The organism is Kriegella aquimaris (assembly GCF_900103215.1).
GTDB lineage: Bacteria > Bacteroidota > Bacteroidia > Flavobacteriales > Flavobacteriaceae > Kriegella > Kriegella aquimaris.
This window is the reverse complement of sequence record NZ_FNGV01000001.1, coordinates 700,275-715,684: the sequence shown is the minus strand read 5'-3', so window position 1 is coordinate 715,684 and position 15,410 is coordinate 700,275. Positions and strand designations below refer to the sequence as shown.

At 36.2% G+C, this 15,410-nt stretch carries 11 protein-coding genes; 8 read left to right on the top strand and 3 right to left on the bottom strand.

The features are described from left to right. Positions 1-566: 566 nt before the first annotated feature. Both BLS33_RS03115 and BLS33_RS03110 read right to left on the bottom strand, forming a co-directional pair. On the bottom strand, positions 567-1,022 hold the full coding sequence (locus tag BLS33_RS03115) for an arginase family protein (protein ID WP_394330894.1): 456 nt from the start codon (positions 1,020-1,022) through the stop codon (positions 567-569). A gap of 207 nt (positions 1,023-1,229) precedes the next feature. Further along, positions 1,230-1,808, bottom strand: a complete 579-nt coding sequence (locus tag BLS33_RS03110) for an RNA polymerase sigma factor (protein ID WP_089885172.1) — start codon at positions 1,806-1,808, stop codon at positions 1,230-1,232. A gap of 119 nt (positions 1,809-1,927) precedes the next feature. Between BLS33_RS03110 and BLS33_RS03105 the strand changes: the two genes are divergently transcribed. The 8 genes from BLS33_RS03105 (at position 1,928) to BLS33_RS24615 (ending at position 14,500) form a co-directional block, all read left to right on the top strand. Next, positions 1,928-3,091 carry a FecR family protein gene (locus tag BLS33_RS03105; RefSeq protein WP_089885171.1) on the top strand — a complete coding sequence of 388 codons (1,164 nt, stop codon included), beginning with the start codon at positions 1,928-1,930 and terminating at the stop codon, positions 3,089-3,091. Between the two features lie 88 nt (positions 3,092-3,179). Beyond that, positions 3,180-6,803 carry a SusC/RagA family TonB-linked outer membrane protein gene (locus BLS33_RS03100; protein ID WP_089885169.1) on the top strand — a complete coding sequence of 1,208 codons (3,624 nt, stop codon included), beginning with the start codon at positions 3,180-3,182 and terminating at the stop codon, positions 6,801-6,803. A gap of 16 nt (positions 6,804-6,819) precedes the next feature. Continuing rightward, positions 6,820-8,388, top strand: coding sequence for a RagB/SusD family nutrient uptake outer membrane protein (locus BLS33_RS03095; protein ID WP_089885167.1), 1,569 nt, complete (start codon positions 6,820-6,822; stop codon positions 8,386-8,388). A 186-nt stretch (positions 8,389-8,574) separates the two neighbouring features. After that, on the top strand, positions 8,575-9,462 hold the full coding sequence (locus tag BLS33_RS03090) for an alpha/beta hydrolase (RefSeq protein WP_176801309.1): 888 nt from the start codon (positions 8,575-8,577) through the stop codon (positions 9,460-9,462). A 111-nt stretch (positions 9,463-9,573) separates the two neighbouring features. Next, on the top strand, positions 9,574-12,348 hold the full coding sequence (locus tag BLS33_RS03085) for a family 78 glycoside hydrolase catalytic domain (RefSeq protein WP_089885163.1): 2,775 nt from the start codon (positions 9,574-9,576) through the stop codon (positions 12,346-12,348). Continuing rightward, positions 12,348-13,811 (top strand): glycoside hydrolase family 140 protein, encoded by a 1,464-nt coding sequence (locus BLS33_RS03080; protein WP_089885160.1) that lies wholly within the window; start codon positions 12,348-12,350, stop codon positions 13,809-13,811. The genes BLS33_RS03085 and BLS33_RS03080 overlap by 1 nt, the downstream gene beginning before the upstream one ends. A gap of 232 nt (positions 13,812-14,043) precedes the next feature. Then, a complete protein-coding gene (locus tag BLS33_RS25405; RefSeq protein ID WP_218129526.1) occupies positions 14,044-14,205 on the top strand; it encodes an FAD-dependent oxidoreductase in 162 nt (53 codons plus the stop codon). Further along, positions 14,162-14,500 (top strand): FAD-dependent oxidoreductase, encoded by a 339-nt coding sequence (locus BLS33_RS24615; RefSeq protein ID WP_218129525.1) that lies wholly within the window; start codon positions 14,162-14,164, stop codon positions 14,498-14,500. The genes BLS33_RS25405 and BLS33_RS24615 overlap by 44 nt, the downstream gene beginning before the upstream one ends. Here BLS33_RS24615 and BLS33_RS03070 read toward each other — a convergent pair. Then, positions 14,495-15,406 (bottom strand): outer membrane beta-barrel protein, encoded by a 912-nt coding sequence (locus tag BLS33_RS03070; protein WP_089885156.1) that lies wholly within the window; start codon positions 15,404-15,406, stop codon positions 14,495-14,497. The genes BLS33_RS24615 and BLS33_RS03070 overlap by 6 nt on opposite strands. Between the last annotated feature and the right edge of the window lie 4 nt (positions 15,407-15,410).

Genomic DNA, 15,410 nt, shown 5'->3' with positions numbered 1-15,410 from the left:
ACGGGTAAATTTTAGGGAATACCTTCTTCGAATACTATTTGATTTAATTGAGGTGACTCGTTCTTAAATATCCCCAATGTTACCTTCTTATTCCCAGAATCAATACCTTTCTAAGTAATAACAAGTCTATTGCGGCGTAGTTGTATAGCTTTCCCAAATTGACAAAACTTTGTTGCTCTGTCCCTGAGTTGTTGGATATTTGAATTATCTGGCCGTCTTGTTTAAAATCGCACCCGGGAGGACTGAGATGAATTTTTAATAAATTGATTTATTTAACACATCATGTGGTAAATCGAATTTACTTAACACAGCAGATGAATCATAGAAGTTACATACCTAAAAATCCTTCTAAAAATGATGGGATAAAGGACCAACAGTCTGTGCACAAGAATTTATTCCCAAACAAATTAAAACGATTTCCAAAAATGGAAATCTTGGCTTTTTCTATTTTGGTATCGGACATAGTCGAATCTTTATTTTAGACTTAACTACTGCTAACGATGAGTATATGTAGCATAACATCTAGCAGGTTGCTATGATTTTATATGCATATTAGGTCTGATTCTTTATATCATTTTACTCAATATTTCTTTCATCATTTTTGCTGCTAAAAAAGCAGTCATATTTTGAAAATCCCTATTTGGATTATATTCGACAATATCAGCTCCAATGATTTCAGAATCGATGCTTTGAATTAAATTAATTATTTGAATTAAATTAATTACTTGTCTAGAAGTCAATCCCCCAGGTTCATGATGTGAAACTCCAGGAGCAAATGCTGGGTCGAACCCGTCCATATCTAAAGAAATATATAAAGGGTTATCAAATTTTGGAATTCGGTTTAAATCTAAATTTTTCATTTGATGAATCTCAACATTAAATTTATCTGATTGTTCAACTTGATGCGTATTTAAGGTTCTAATTCCAAATTGAACTAATCTAACGGCAAATCCATTTTCCATAATTCTTGCGAAGGGACAAGCGTGAGAATATTTGTCTCCTTCGTAATTATCTCTTCCGATTTAATGAGTTCTAATTCTGAAAATTTACGCCCCCAATTTGCAAACTGAATGTCATCTAAAAAGAGCTTTTAGGCTTTTGTAGTAACATTCATATATCAAAAAGGTACAAGTGCTACGCTCATATAAAGTAAGCTATCCGTGAATGTTTTAGTATTTTTCTTCCTTTATAGGAAATATTAAATAATTTAATCTCGAAGAATGATGGCTCTATTGTTTATTGAAACTAAATAGTAAAAAAAGTATAGCTTCCATTTTTGTGCCAATTTTTTCGGTCAATATTTTAAAAGCACGGGTAATATGGCCTTCCACCGTTTTTATGGAGATATTATGGTATTCAGAGATTTCAGTATGTGTGAGGCCTTCTTTTTTGTTCATCAAAAATATCTCCCTGCATTTTGTTGGTAAATTTTCGATCTCGCCATTCATCAATTTTATTAAGTCGTCCAGTTCTTCTTGAGCTATATCTACCGCCAAATCAATGGCCTCCAAATATTTTTTCTCCAAAAATATTACCGGTTTATTTTTCCGGTATTGATTAATGAACTCATTATAGACGGATTTGTATAAATAACTCTTTATAGACAAATGAGGATTAATATTCTTTCTATTCGTCCAAATTGAAACGAAAACATTTTGGACAATATCTTCGGCCAAATCATGATTATGACATAAGGATTGGGCATAACCGCACAAGCTTTGATAATAAAAACTCATTAAGAAATCATATGCTTTTGGGTCACCTGAGATTAATTTTTGAGCTAAAAACAAGTTTTTTTTATCGTCCATTAAAACACTTAATTCTTAATAATAGTCCACAATATTAGTAAATATCTAAAAAAAATCACAAAAATTTAAAGGGGTATTAAAAATTTGAACGTAATAAGCATATAATAGTTCGAAATCGAATGGCCGAAATAGAAAATGTAATCGTTAAGTTTTTAAACCAAGAAGCAAATCATTCCGAGTTGGAAAAATTGGAAGATTTACTTAAGAACGACGAGGGCGTAAAAGTCTTCAATAATTTTGTTAAAATTCAATACCTAAGTACACTTTCAATGACAGAATATGACGTTAATAAGGCTAAAGAGATCATTAAAACTAGACTTAAAAAAGACAAACGGGTAAGAAGATTGAACTTTTTTAAGAAAATGGCAGTGGCAGCTTCATTCATGTTAATGGTAGGTATGGCATTCTACCTATCGTACGACACCTACCAAGTACAAAGCCCTGATGGAGGAAAACAACCCCATTTAATTTTAACAGGTACCGATAAGGCCGTACTTACTCTTGAAAACGGAGATGAAGTAGCACTTGAGAAAGGTAAAAAATATCAAAATGAGAGAGTTAGAAGCAATGGCGAAGAATTGGTCTATGCTGATAAAGCGGAAAGTGATATTGTTGAAACGGAACAGTTTTATAATTATTTAACCATTCCACGAGGAGGACAGTTTTTCGTTAAATTATCCGACGGTACGGAAGTTTGGTTAAATTCTGAGACGAAATTAAAATATCCTGTGAAATTCAAAGAAGGTGTCACTCGTAGTGTTGAATTAGAATATGGTGAAGCTTATTTTAAGGTTTCCCATAGTACTAAACACAATGGGGCAGGTTTCCATGTGCTTACGAAATCTCAGGAAATTCAGGTAATGGGTACGGAATTCAATATTAAGGCTTATGAAAATGACAAGGTAATGGCTACGACCCTGGTTGTGGGGGAAATAATAATTAAAAAAGGAGCAATTAGTGAAACCTTAATACCCAATCAACGAGCCAGTATTAATCTTGAAAATGATGAGTTCTTTGTTGAAGAAATTGATGTCTCACAAGAAATCTCATGGGTCAACGGATTGTTTTCCTTCAACGAAAAACCTTTGGAGGAAATAATGGCAACTTTATCAAGATGGTATGATGCCGAAGTCGTTTTTGAAAATTCAAAACACAAGAAATTTGTTTTTACCGGAATACTGCAAAGAGCCGAAGCGGTAGAAGATATTATTCGACTGATAGAGGCCACAAGTGAGGGCCAGCTACACTTTGAAATTAATGCTAAAACAATTATTATTAAATAGAAAAAGAAAAGGCCAGCACCTTCCACAGCAATGGCCTTTTTCCAAGTAGATTAATTAAAACAATGTTTAACTAAACCATTACAAATTTATGAAAATTAAATTTATCAACCGACCACCCTGCCTATTTGGCAAGGGCCTTTTACATCTATTTATGAAATCCATTATTCTTCTCTTTTGTTCGATTTCATTTGCACTCAGTCCTATTCATAGTGATGCTCAAAATGCCGAGATTAGAATAGATACGGATATGACCTTGTCAATAAGACAAACATTTCGGCTAATCAATAAACAAACCGATTATAAGTTTATTTATAGGCACGACCTCATAAAAAGTGCACCGAATATTGCCCTCAAAAAAGGAGTTATAAAGGCAGGGGAATTATTGGATAAATGCCTATTACCAATAAGTTTCACGTATAACTTTACAGATGATGGTACTATTGTAGTGAAGAAAAAAACCATGCATACTTCGGATAGTAGTCCAATGAAGTTATCGGATGAAAAAATACAATTTCGGGTAAGTGGTACCGTGTCCGATAAGGATGGTACTCCCTTACCTGGGGCCAGTATCATTGAAAAAGGGACGTCAAATGGCATCATATCTGACTTTGACGGTAACTATTCGATTAACATTTCCGGTTCAGATGCAATACTAGTATTCTCATATTTAGGTTATCAAACTCAAGAAATTGTAGTGCAAGAACAAAGCACCCTTAATATCACTTTAGAGGAGTCTGCTTCTACATTGGAGGAGGTAGTAGTTATTGGGTTTGGATCTAAAATGAAGAAAGATTTAACAGGTTCAGTTAGTGTAGTGTCAAGTGCAGAACTGGAAAAAACTGCCTTTGCATCGCCGCAATTTGCATTACAAGGTAATACCACTGGTGTAAGGGTAATTAACTCTAGTGGTGACCCAAATTCGCCACCTGAAATTTATATTAGGGGTATTGGTAGTTGGCAGGGCAATGCTCAGCCGCTTTATGTGATAGATGGTCAAATCATAACCCCCCCAACAGCAGGAAACTTAGACCTTATTGGTAGAAATGCCAACCAGCCACCGCCCAATCTATTTACGATGATAAATCCTGATGATATTGAATCGATTTCAGTATTAAAAGATGCGTCTTCCGCTGCTATATATGGTAGTAGGGGTGCAAATGGTGTAGTACTTATTACTACCAAGAAAGGCAAAATGGGAGGTGCTAAAATAGAATACTCAAGTAGTTTCGGTTTTCAAAATATCGGCAGGTTCGATATGTTGAATACGGCGCAATATAAAGACCTGGTATATGAAATGTATGCGAACAACAGCAATCCAAACATTACCATTGAAAACCAATTGTACGGTAGAGATGCTGCCAACGATATTACTAGAAGAACTTCATTTTCACCCCAATTTGATCCACAAAGCCCTTATTATATCAGTGATAACACGACCTATGATTGGCAAGATGAATTGATTAAAAAAAGTGCTGTGACTGAATCTTATTCTTTAAAAGTATCAGGAGCAAATGAAAATACAGACTACTATTTGGGAGTCGGATATGACAATTTAGAAAGTAATTTAAGAGGCAATAACCTAAGAACCTACAGGGCATCGTTTAACATTAATTCAAAAATTAAAAACTGGCTAAAAGTAGGTTTGAATTACAAATTTGCCTATCAGCAGCAAGATACGGAGGAGGCAGGTATAGGTTCTATAACAACTGTTGCACCTTGGCAGCCAATTTATGATCCTACCAATGAATATGGTTTTGCTACGGCATTGGACCCTCCTAGTGATGCTTGGGAACGCACGAGAAAATACGGACAGGGAAGTAGGCGTAATTATTTGGCATTTGCAGCCTTGAATAGGGGGATTTTTGAAAATTCTAGACAAATAGGGCAAGGTTATGTAGAAATATATCCATTGAAAGGGCTAACACTCAGAACTAGTCTTAATTTAGATTACGTTTCTCAAGACCGATTAAGTACGAGAACCTATAGAACCAATATTTTTGATCCTTCGGGCTTAGACCCAAAAGAAGCTTCGCCTAATGCACCGAATAGCTTGGGTAGTTTTGAATCTCGGGCAAACTATTTTTTTAATTATCAGTTTGATGTTAGTGCAGTTTATGATCGAAGTTTCGGAAATCATAGGTTTGTATTGACCACTGCGTTACAAGATCAATTTCAGCGATCACAGAACAAAAATTTAAGCGGCAATAATATTACCGATATCCGGAATTTGAATCGCATAGGTTTTGGTAATGATTTGGAGAATAATTCGTCTTTTACAGGATGGAACGAAAGAGCTTGGCTCGGTTATGTGGGTCGTCTGAGTTATAGTTTTTCTGACAGATATTATTTAGATGGTTCTTTTAGAAGAGATGCAAGTTCTGGTTTGGCACCTGATTATCGTTGGGGTAGTTTTTATTCACTTTCAGGAGCATGGCGCGTTAGTAGTGAATCTTTCATGAAGAATGTAAACTTTGTAAATGATCTTAAAATCAGAGGAGGTTATGGAGAAGCAGGTAATGATGAAGCCGCAGTTGGTAAATATGCGTATTTATCCGGTGTAGCAACCGGCGGCGGTTCTGTTCGTTTAGGTTCAGGAGATGGCAACGGTCTAGGTACCTATTACACTGCAGCCAGTTTAAAAGATTTTCCAAATGAAGCTTTAGAATGGGAAGTAGCTGAAACCAAGTATATTGGCTTTGATGCAACACTTTTTGATTATAAGCTGAACATCACTATGGAAGTTTATAACCGAACCCAAGCAGGAATACAGCAAATTGTGAATTTACCCCTGAGTGTTGGTACAAATGATCCAATTCTAAATGTTGGAGAGCTAGAAAACAGAGGAGTAGATTTACAAATCGGCTTTAATGATCAAATAGGGAATTTCACATATGGTATTACCACAAACGTAAGTTTTCTTGAAAATGAAGTAACAAAATTATATAATGACCAACCGCTGTACTCACAAAATCAATTTCAACGTACGTATAGGGTAGAAGAAGGCCGATCACTAGGGCATATTTGGGGTTATAAAGTAGGTGGTATATTTCAGTCGCAAGCAGAGATTGACGCTTTTTATGCCGCTACTCCTGATTCAGGAGTTCAAGATGTTAGTTTTGTAGGTCCTGGTGATATGTATTTTCAAGATGTTCATGGTGACCCTACTGAAGAAGAACCATTTTATAGTACTACCCCTGATGGTCAAATTAATTCTAATGACCAAACAGAAATTGGTAATACAATCCCAGCTTACACTTATGGCCTTAATTTAAATGCGGGGTATAAAGGTTTTGATTTATCACTTAATTTTTATGGTGAAGGCGATGTAGATAAATATAATTACAACAGGGCTGTTCATGAAGGCATGGCCGGTGCCGGACCTAATTATGGTATTTCAGTATTAGATAGATGGACACCTACCAATACATCAAGTACAATGCCTAGGGCCGTAATTGGTGATCCAGCCGGAAACAATAGATTCTCTGATAGATATGTAGAAAGCGCAGCTTTTTTTAGATTGAATAATTGGCAGTTAGGTTACACGGTACCAAGCTCTTTTTTAAGAAAGTTAAATGACCCTGTAAATTCATTTCGTATTTATGTGAGTGGTCAAAATAACATTTACATCTATGATTGGAAAGGTATTGACCCTACCAACGATAATTTCCCACTGCCTAAGACTTTCATGATGGGTTTAAAAGTGTCTTTTTAATCTAAAACTAAAAAAAATGAAAATAAATAATATATTAATTGTTTTCACACTACTGCTTACATTCATTAGTTGTGATAAAGATAGAGTCGATGCCGAACCACTAAAGAATACAGAAGCGAATTACTTTGCTGATGTCACTCAATTTAGAACCGTAACCTTCGGAATATATGCCAAGCTGTATGATTATTATCATTACAATGCCGGCGATAATGGAAATTGGGCCAATAGTCTTTGGTTACTACCTGGTGATGATCTTACAGAAACGAATGGTACCCGTACGGCTGAAGAGCTTTTTGATGGAACATTAAATCCAGATAATGTGCGTGTTGAGTGGATTTTTGATAAAACCTATGAAATGGTGTCCAAGGCAAACGTAATTATTGAAAAAGTAAACACCGTTGACTTTTCAAATTATAAAGAGGCTGAAGAAATATCTTATATGGAGGGTGAAGCACTTTTTTTAAGAAGCTATGCGTATTACAACCTTTTTAATATTTATGGTAGTGTACCAATTGTTACTCACAGAATATTGAATGAGGCTGAAGCAAATACACCAAAGAGTGAACATCTTGAAGTTTTGGAACAAGTCATTACGGATGCAAGAGCAGCCTTGGCCATTTTACCTGAAAGCTGGAGTGCAGATTATAGGGGTAGAGCTACAAAAAACGCGGCCCGTGCCTTATTGGCAAAAGCGTTGGTTTTTAAAGCAAACTACTCAGGATCCAATGATTATACTGAAGCTATTGCAACTTTCAATGCTATTACGGCAACCTTATCCCCGAGATATTTAGATAATTTTGATGTTGCTACTGAAAATAATCAAGAATCTTTATTTGAAGTGCAAGCAGGACAGCCAGGAGCGTTTAGTAATATTTTTTTAGAGAACGATGGTCCGTGGCGAGGTGTTGAAGATTTAAGTATTTTTAGAGGGATGATGTCTGTAGCAGGTTCTACTAGTATTAGCAATTTTGCAAATACACGTTTTCTAATAACAGATAAGTTGTTTAATGCTTTTGGCTCAGATCCTAGAATTAGCTACTTCCTTAGGGCTGATGATAATGAAGGTGGAAGGCTTTTTCAAAAGTATATGTTGGCAGAACTAGACCAACAACAAGGCAATGTGTTTAATACCTCAAGTAATAATGAACGGGTGTTACGATATGCCGACCTAACACTTTTAATTGCAGAAGCACATTTAAAATCGGGCAGTCCATCTTCAGCAATTCAACTGGTTAACGATGTTCGAAAAAGAGCAAGGGATTGGGGTCTGGCATCGGGTACAAATGATGGCTCGGTACCTGCTGATTACTCCACCAGTGAAACAAATGCAACCACCATAATGCAGTGGATTATGGATGAGCGTTTTATTGAATTGGCCGGTGAAGGTCAACGTTGGTGGGACTTAAAAAGATGGCATGTAGCTGGTGATATTGACCTTACGGGTTGGTCAGGAGCTGACACAGAATTCAGTACGAACCTTGCTTCAAGCTCACTTTTTGATGTTAACAAGCACTTATTATTTCCCATACCACAGAAAGAAATTGAAAGAAATAGTGAAATTTTAGAAAATAACCCCGGGTATTAGTAAATTGTTAGTTAATAAAGGGGGAAGGTGGAGAAATCTCTGCTTTCCCTTTTTTAATTTAAAAAAGCAGAAATTATTGGCTTTACATTTCATAAAAATGAAGCAATGATTAAATCAATTCACTTACATATAAAAGTGTAATCTTTATCCATGAATTGAGCACAATACAAAACAGCTAATATGAACATGAAAAACAAAATACTGCTTTTTATTCATCTTTTAATAGTAACTATTGGCAGTGCTCAAGAATTTAAGTCGTTAATCTATTTTGAAAATGACTCTATCAGTCTAGAGCTGGATTTGTTTTTGCCTAAAAAAATGGATACGCTTAAAACTCCTTTGGTAATCTACGTGCATGGTGGCGGATTTAGCAATGGAAAAAGAAAAGGTGGCCACCTTTTGGCGAAGCATTTAGCTGATGAAAATATAGCTTGTGCAAGTATTAGCTACACCCTTTATATGGAAAATAAAGATTTTGGATGTACAGGTGTATTAGCCGAAAAGATTAAGGCAATACAAATAGCTGCAAGCCAACTTTGGCATGCGACTTCTTATTTAATTGAACAGAAAAATCAAATTCATATAGATCCTAGCAAAATATTTATTGCGGGAAGCAGTGCAGGTGCAGAAACGGTTTTACATGCGGCCTTTTGGAATAGGAAGCAGATGCAATTATTTGAGCCCAAATTAGCTCCTGATTTTTTATATAAGGGAGTGATTTCAGGTGCCGGTGCGATAATGGATTTAAATCTTATTACAACGCAAAATCACATTCCACTTTTTGTGTTTCATGGTGACAATGACCCATTGGTGCCATATGATGTTGCTGCGCATCACTATTGTGCTCCGAATGCTCCGGGTTGGCTTATGTTTTTTGGATCACATGCCATTGCCGAACACATTCAGAAATTAGGGGGTACAAGTCGTTTAATGACCTATATTGGGGGTAATCATTCTATTGCAGGTGAACATTTTTATAAAAAACAAGAAGCAGTAGTCGATTTCATTACCAATATACTGGATGGCAAGAAATTCAATGATCACCAAATTTTTACTATTGACGTAGAGAAATAGAGAAATAGTATTTGAGGTGAAGTGCTATCCAGATACAAATAGACAATCGTTAGTATATGTCCTTTATAAGAAATATCCATTATAGCCGGTGGCCAAAATGAAAAACGAAAAATGAAATATCTAATTACCATAGCTTTTGCAATCTTACTGACCAATTGTAATAAAATACAAATAGCAGTACCTGACATTGCACCTGTGGAGCTTACTATTGAGTATTCAAAAAACCCTGCTGTTATAGATGAGATACACCCCAGATTATCGTGGATAAATAGTGCTGCTAAGGAAAATGATATAAAAAAACAAACGGCTTGGCAGGTTAGAGTAGCTAGTAAAGAAACATTATTGACAACCCCGGATATGTGGGATAGTAAAAAGGTTGCATCTCCGCAATCTACTCGAATAATTTATGCTGGAAAGGCATTGCAATCACGTCAAGACTATTGGTGGCAAGTACGTGTATGGAACGAAAATGGCCAATCGTCTGAATGGAGTACACCAGCGAAATGGAGTATGGGAATACTAGATGCCTCTGATTGGAAGGCTCAGTGGATAGGAGCTCCTTGGCAAGGTGAGGCGCATTTTCCAAAACCAGAAGGTGGCCCAGATGCACGACCTATTGATTTTGGTCCTCCTGCTCCCTTACTTCGCAAAGCGTTTGTAATTGAAAAGGAAGTTTCAAAAGCAGTAGCCTATACAACTGGATTAGGCTATTTTGAATTTTATGCAAATGGCACTAAAGTAGGTGATGATGTATTGGTGCCCAACCAAACAAATTATGGTAAAAGACCAAATTTGCCCAACTCCTTAATTAATGTAGAAGACAATTTTACAAAGTACAAAGTAATGTATCTGGCCTATGATATTAAAAATGTATTAAAGCAAGGTGAAAACGTGGTCGGAGCTATTGTAGGAAATGGTTTTTATAATCCCGCCAAATTTTGGGCAGAAGGGTATGGTACGCCACGTTTCTTAAGTCAGATTCACATATCATATACTGATGGTAGTGAAGACGTTATTGTAACAGATGACTCTTGGAAGGTAGAAAAGAGTCCAATTCTTATGAATATGGTATACTATGGTGAGATATATGATGCTACAAAAGAAATAGCGAATTGGTCAACAAATGAAGTTGATGCCAGCTCTTGGTCCAACGCGGCTTTAAGAAAAGCCCCCGAAGGAGAATTGGTTGCCCATTCCGCAAATACCGATAAAGTTACGGAACAAATTTCCCCGATATCTATAAAGAAAATAGCAGAAGGTAAATACGAAGTTGACTTTGGAGTTGAGATATCAGGTTGGGTTAAACTTCAGAATGTAAAAGGCCCGTCAGGACATAAGGTTGACATTGCATTTAATGGTAACCTCTATTCTGGTGATAATAGTTACACCTTTAAAGGTGATGGTTTAGAAACCTACGCTCCACGTTTTAATTGGTTTGTTTTTAGTGGTATTGAAATATCAAATTGGCCCGGCGAATTAAAAAATGAGCATCTTATAGCTGAAGCGGTTAATACCTATGTAGAAGAATCAGCAACGTTTGACAGTTCAAACACGATGCTAAATGATATAGTAACCATTTGGAAAAGAAGCCAAATCGACAACATGCATGGCGGTATAGCAAGTGATTGTCCACATAGAGAGCGTTCTGGTTATACGGGAGATGGGCAAGTAGCATGTGCTATGGTTATGCAAACATATAACGCTAAGAATTTTTACCACAAATGGATTCAAGACATTCTTGATGCGCAAGACCTAGATACAGGGTATGTGCCAAATGGCGCTCCATGGCAACCGGGTTGTGGTGGCGGTGTTGCATGGGGTGCAGCCGTTAGTATTATGCCTTGGGAATTTTATTTGCAATACGGTTCAATTGATGTGTTGCAAGATAGCTATGAACCCATGAAAGCGTATATAAAATATATGCAAACGTGGGTAGATGATAAGGGTATTATGTTTTCAAAAAGAACAGGAGCCGATGGCGCTATTTTAAAATGGTATAATCTTGGAGATTGGGTGCCACCAGGCGAATTAATTAGAGATGATCTGGTTCATACTTTTTACTATTGGATGTGCCTTGACATTGCATCGAAAACTGCAAAAGTACTGAAAAATGATATAGAGGCTGTGCGTTATAAGACAATGGCTAACGCAACTAAAAAGGCATTTCAAAGTGTTTTTTACAATGAAACTGAAAAAACTTATGGCGCCGGAGGCGGAAATGTTTTAGCATTAAAAATGGGTGTTCCTGAAGAACAATATAAAGACGTCAAAGAAACTTTAGTATCGAATATAAAAATGAACAATGGGCACTTTGACACTGGTATTTTTGGAACGCGATATTTCTTTGAGGTTTTGGCAGAAAACGGTTTAAATCAATTGGCATATGATGCCTTGAATAAAACGGAAGAACCAAGTTTTGGTCATTGGTTAGAACTTGGTTCAACAACTACCCGTGAAAAATGGTCTGAAGATGGTTCACATAATCACCCTATGTTTGGTGGTGGCCTCGTTTATTTGTACAATAATTTGGCAGGGATGAAACCGGATCTTTCAGAACCCGGATACAAACACATTGTTTTTAGACCACAACCAGTAGATGATCTGACTACAATTACGTACTTCAATAAAACAGCTTTTGGTGAAGCTGGTATTACTTGGGAAAATACTACCTCTGATTTTGTAATGAATGTAACTGTACCCATTGGGAGTTGGGCCACGGTATATGTGCCAGCAGCGAATCAAGATGATGTTACAACTTTATCTGAAATGGAAGGGACGGTAAGTCCAAAATTTGTTGAAATGAAGGGTGGTTACGCAGTTTACGAAATTGATAGTGGTGTTTACAGCTTTAAGTCTGTTAAACAAAAATTTTTAAAACTAGATTAATGAAATCGCATATAGATTATAAATTGAAAAGAGGGTTTTCAATGTGTCATTGGTTGAGCATAGTTTTAATCGTTATGATGACCTTATGTTGGTCCAGCGGCTTTTCTCAGTACCTAAAAGTAAGTAAGAATCAAAGGTATTTGGTTACCGAAAATGAACAACCATTTTTCTGGATGGGTGATACGGCATGGGAGCTTTTCCATAAGCTAGATCTTGTTGAAATAGAACATTACTTAATGAACCGGTCTGCCAAAGGTTATACGATTATACAGGCAGTAATTTTGGCGGAGTGTGATGGTTTAACAAAACCTACGCCAGAGGGATATTTACCTCTTGAGAAAAATAATCCTTTAGTGACTAACGAAGCGTATTTTGAGAAAATAGATAAAGTAGTTGCGTTAGCTGCAAAGTATAATCTCTATTTGGCGTTGTTGCCCACATGGGGGTCACATGCAGAAGATAAAGAGCATCCACTATTTGACAACCTCTCTATATTCAATCCAAAGAGCGCCTTTGATTACAGTAAATTTTTGGGTAATCGATATAAGAGTAATTGGAATATCGTATGGATTACGGGTGGAGATAGAATTCCAGAAGGTAATGAAGGTATTTGGACAAACATGATAAAAGGGCTTAGAGCAGGTAGTGCAGGGAAACACCTGATTACGTATCATATTAATGGCGGTCATTCAATCACTGAATATCCTGAAATTGCAGAGCAGTTAGATTTTTATATGTTGCAATCGGGTCATGGTAATGCGTTGAATCCTAATTACCAGATGATAGAAAAAGATTACGCGGTTATGCCTGCTAAGCCGGTTATTGATGGCGAGCCTGTATATGAAGATATTCCTATTGCTTTTAATCCTGTGAATGGTTACAATACAGATTATCAAGCGAGAAGGGCTATGTATTGGTCGGTGTTTGCTGGTGGTTTTGGTACTACCTATGGAAATAATGCGGTATGGCAAATGAATCGTGATGAATATCCTCCTGTATTATATCCTATCCAAACATGGGACAAAGCCATTGATGCTAAAGGAAGTTTTCAAGTCCGACATTTAAAATCACTTTTCAAATCAAGACCGTATCTAGAACGAATTCCGGATCAATCATTAATAATAGGTGACAATTCAGCACAATCTGATTTTAAAGTTGCTACTCGCGATGGCACTATCGGCGAAAACGATGCCACCTATATTATGGCTTATTTTCCAATTGTAAGGGGTATTAATATTAAAACAAATGTTATTAGGTCAGAAGAAATAAGAGCTTGGTACTATGATCCCCGTACAGGTTTGGCATATCTAATTGGCAATTATAAAAATACGGGAACCTTTGCTCCTAAATGGGACAAACGTATAAGAGAAAGTATGGGCGGAAGTGATTGGGTACTAGTAATAGATGATGCTACTAAAGATTACTCACCTCCAGGAGTAATTTTAAAAAATAATTCTAATTGAGCATGTAATTTACAAGACAAGAAAAACTTAAGAAATGAAAATCAAATTCGTACGAAATTTTAAACATACTATGAAGTTAAACCATAAACTTCTTGTTGCACTGTTGTTTGTAATGTCAATGGTTTTAATGAGCTTCAAAAATAATGAAGCTTAATTCTAAAAATAAATAAAACTGACATAGTGATTTACGGGGGAACTTCGGCCTATTTCAGCCGCAATTCAAGGTAATCGTATGGGCAAATCTGTACTTTTAATAGAACCTACCAACAGAATTGAAGCTTTGACCAGTTGTTTAGGACAAACAGATATCGGTAATATGCAGGCTATTGGTGATATTTCACGCGAGTTTTATGAAAACATCAAAAGAACCACCCGCTTCCCTAAAAGTTTATAGCGATATGCTGATGAAAGAAGGAATCAAAGTGGTCTATAATGAAAGATTGAATAGAACGACTGGGGTTGAAATGCAAAATGGAGTAATTAAATCGATCACTATGGAAAGTGGAAAAGTTTTTGTGGGGAAAGCTTTTATAGATGCAGTGTATATGACCTTTATCTTCTCCCATGAGGTGTTTGGTTCTGAAAATACGGTTATATATAAACTATCAGAACCCTATGGTAGCAAGCAAAATACTTATTTCCTGATATGGGATATACAGGTTGCCTTTTCCATAAACTTTAGTTTATAAACTAAATCCGTATCTAATCTTATAGCCAAATGAAAGTGTTCTAAGCTCATTTAAATAATTTGTAGCACCAGATTGAGTTGAAGTTATTACACTATTGCTCGAGAATGCAGAAGGATTACTCGGTTGATACTGAATTGTGTTCGCTCCCATTTGTTCATCGATTAGGTTTTTTAGACCATAATCTATAAATAGGCCTATATATATGGCATTCTTCTTTTTACTATTTATTTTTATTCCTGTTTCAAAACTTGCGATGTAATTGGTTCTTAATTTTAAATCTTCCTTACTTGTTTTATAATTCCCAAAATTACCGAACCCTATGAATCGTGGTGCGTCAAGAAGAGCGTCATATTGAGCATAATACCCCGAGGTTAGTAGATTATCAGCTTCAGCTTGGTAATCCGCGCTTACATTAAAACCTAATTTAATACCACCTGCAATATAAAAATGGGTTGTCTTTTGCCCTCTAGACTCATATTGTATTAATAATGGAACTTGTACATAGGAAACATTCTGTTTTTCCTGATAATCCAGAAGGTTGTATCTAAATTCAAAACGCTCTCCATCAGGGTCAATGGCATCATAGTTGCCTTGCATTTGGGTAAATGTCGCATTCCCTTTAAAATATTGATATTCAATTCCCGATCTTAGAGTAATGTAATCTGTAAAGTATAGGCCATAATTGACACCAAAACCGATACCATCATTAATGGAGGTCTTAATATTCGCATTACCGTATGATAATTTAGAAAAAGGACCATTAACATATATAGAAACTTCACTTCTTATAGTTGACTCATTGACCTGAGCTTGTACGAACTGGCCTACGACTACAAATAATACAACTAGAAGGCATCGGACAGCTATTTGGGTTGAGCCTGTTCTGCTATTGAACTTTAAATTCATAACT

What these genes read in the sequence shown, in the direction of transcription:
- BLS33_RS03110 (WP_089885172.1), bottom strand. Translation starts at nt 1,808, where the DNA reads ATGGACGATAAAAAAAACTTGTTTTTAGCTCAAAAATTAATCTCAGGT.
- BLS33_RS03105 (WP_089885171.1), top strand. Translation starts at nt 1,928, where the DNA reads ATGGCCGAAATAGAAAATGTAATCGTTAAGTTTTTAAACCAAGAAGCA.
- BLS33_RS03100 (WP_089885169.1), top strand. Translation starts at nt 3,180, where the DNA reads ATGAAAATTAAATTTATCAACCGACCACCCTGCCTATTTGGCAAGGGC.
- BLS33_RS03095 (WP_089885167.1), top strand. Translation starts at nt 6,820, where the DNA reads ATGAAAATAAATAATATATTAATTGTTTTCACACTACTGCTTACATTC.
- BLS33_RS03090 (WP_176801309.1), top strand. Translation starts at nt 8,575, where the DNA reads ATGAAAAACAAAATACTGCTTTTTATTCATCTTTTAATAGTAACTATT.
- BLS33_RS03085 (WP_089885163.1), top strand. Translation starts at nt 9,574, where the DNA reads ATGAAATATCTAATTACCATAGCTTTTGCAATCTTACTGACCAATTGT.
- BLS33_RS03080 (WP_089885160.1), top strand. Translation starts at nt 12,348, where the DNA reads ATGAAATCGCATATAGATTATAAATTGAAAAGAGGGTTTTCAATGTGT.
- BLS33_RS25405 (WP_218129526.1), top strand. Translation starts at nt 14,044, where the DNA reads ATGGGCAAATCTGTACTTTTAATAGAACCTACCAACAGAATTGAAGCT.
- BLS33_RS24615 (WP_218129525.1), top strand. Translation starts at nt 14,162, where the DNA reads ATGAAAACATCAAAAGAACCACCCGCTTCCCTAAAAGTTTATAGCGAT.
- BLS33_RS03070 (WP_089885156.1), bottom strand. Translation starts at nt 15,406, where the DNA reads ATGAATTTAAAGTTCAATAGCAGAACAGGCTCAACCCAAATAGCTGTC.